At 71.8% G+C, this 1,639-nt stretch carries 1 protein-coding gene; it reads right to left on the bottom strand.

Annotated features, from left to right (window positions below):
• Positions 1–114: 114 nt before the first annotated feature.
• Complete coding sequence (locus tag AC2W7M_RS25055; RefSeq protein ID WP_486135779.1) at positions 115–1,248, bottom strand: acyl-CoA dehydrogenase family protein; 1,134 nt, start codon at positions 1,246–1,248, stop codon at positions 115–117.
• Positions 1,249–1,639 lie beyond the last annotated feature (391 nt).

The raw sequence follows: 1,639 nt of genomic DNA on the forward strand, positions 1-1,639 counted from the left end.
GCCAGCTGAAGCGGGCAGCGATCAAGCTCCACCGCCGGCTCGTTCCGGCGCCGCGCCGGGCCTTCGCCGGCAAGGTCCGCCGCGCCTTGTGAGCGCGACGCCTGGTCCGGGCGGTCAGGCCGCGCCGGCGATGGCGCGGGAGATGATGATCTTCTGGATGTCGCTGGTGCCTTCGTAGATCTGGCACACGCGCACGTCGCGATAGATGCGCTCCAGCGGGAAGTCGTCCAGATAGCCGTAGCCGCCGAAGGTCTGGAGCGCGCGCGAGACGATGCGTTCCGCCGCCTCGGAGGCGAACAGCTTGGCGATCGCCGCCTCGGTGAGGCAGGGCAGGCCGTCGTCCTTCATCCGCGCCGCGTTGAGCACCAGCTGGGTGGCGGCCTCGAGATCCGTGCGCATCTCGGCGAGACGGAAAGCCAGCGCCTGGTGCTCAATGATCGCCTTGCCGAACGCGCGCCGCTCCTTGGCATAGGCGACCGCCGCCTCATAGGCCGCGCGCGCCATGCCCACCGACTGGGCGGCGATGCCGATGCGCCCGGTCTCCAGCGACGACAGAGCGATGCGGTAGCCCTCGCCCTCCTCGCCGATGCGGTAGTCGGCCGGCACCTCCAGGTCCTCGAAGCGCAGCGAGCAGGTGTCGGAGGCGCGCTGGCCGAGCTTGTCCTCCACCTTCGCCACCACATAGCCCTTCGCCGAAGTGGGCACGAGGAAGGCGGTCATGGGGTTGCGGGCGGCCGAGCCCTCCACCTTGGCGAACAGCACGATCCAGCCGCCGATCCGGCCCGAGGTGATGAATTCCTTGCCGCCATTGATGACATAGCGGTCGTTGCGCCGCACGGCGCGGGTCTTCAGCGCGCCGGCGTCCGAGCCGGCGTCGGATTCGGTCAGGCCGAAGGCGCCGATGAATTCCCCGCGCGCGGCGGGGCGCAGCACCTCCTCCTTCTGGGCGTCGGAGCCGTAGCGCTCCAGGATGGCGTTGAAGGGGGCGTTGTGGACGCTCATGAGGGTGGAGACCGCGCCGTCGCCGGCGGCCACCTCCATGAGGGCATGGGCATAGCTGACATAATCGGCGCCGGCGCCGTCATAGGCCTCCGGCACCGTCATGCCGAGGAAGCCGAGGTCCGCGAGGCCCTTCAGCACCGCGGGCTCGATCGCCTTCTCCTTGTCGCGGCGCGCGGCGCCGGGCGCCAGAACGTCGCGGGCGAAGGCGGCGGCGGTTTCCTTGATGAGGCGCTGTTCCTCGGTCATCTCGTTCTCCCCGTCCGGCCGCCCTGGCGCGGCGCCGGTCGTTGCGCGGCACACCGGCCGCCCAGCGGGATGTCCCGGCTCCGCCCGGCCTTGTCAAGCGGCGCGGGCGGTGCGGGTCGGCACGGCGGTGCGGGTCATAATTTCGACCCGGCGGGATGGACACTTGACCCCCGTCAAGGTTCCATGGCCCGGAACGGCCCACCCCTGCCGCCTGCGCCGGTGCGGGCACGGAGCCGAATGAGCCGGCGCCGCACGACGCCGGGCGTCCCTTGGAACTGCCATGTCCGTCACCCTCTCCGCGAGCCTTGCCGAGACTCCTCCCGCGCAGACCCTCGCCGCGCACACGCCGCCAGCGCCCCAGCCGCCGGCCGTCGCCGCCGGATGCCCCGGG

The sequence above is a fragment of the Xanthobacter sp. BG11Y11_SDJG genome (assembly GCF_057364445.1).

Coding starts and splice junctions, on each gene's coding strand:
- AC2W7M_RS25055 (WP_486135779.1), bottom strand. CDS start 1,248: ATGACCGAGGAACAGCGCCTCATCAAGGAAACCGCCGCCGCCTTCGCC.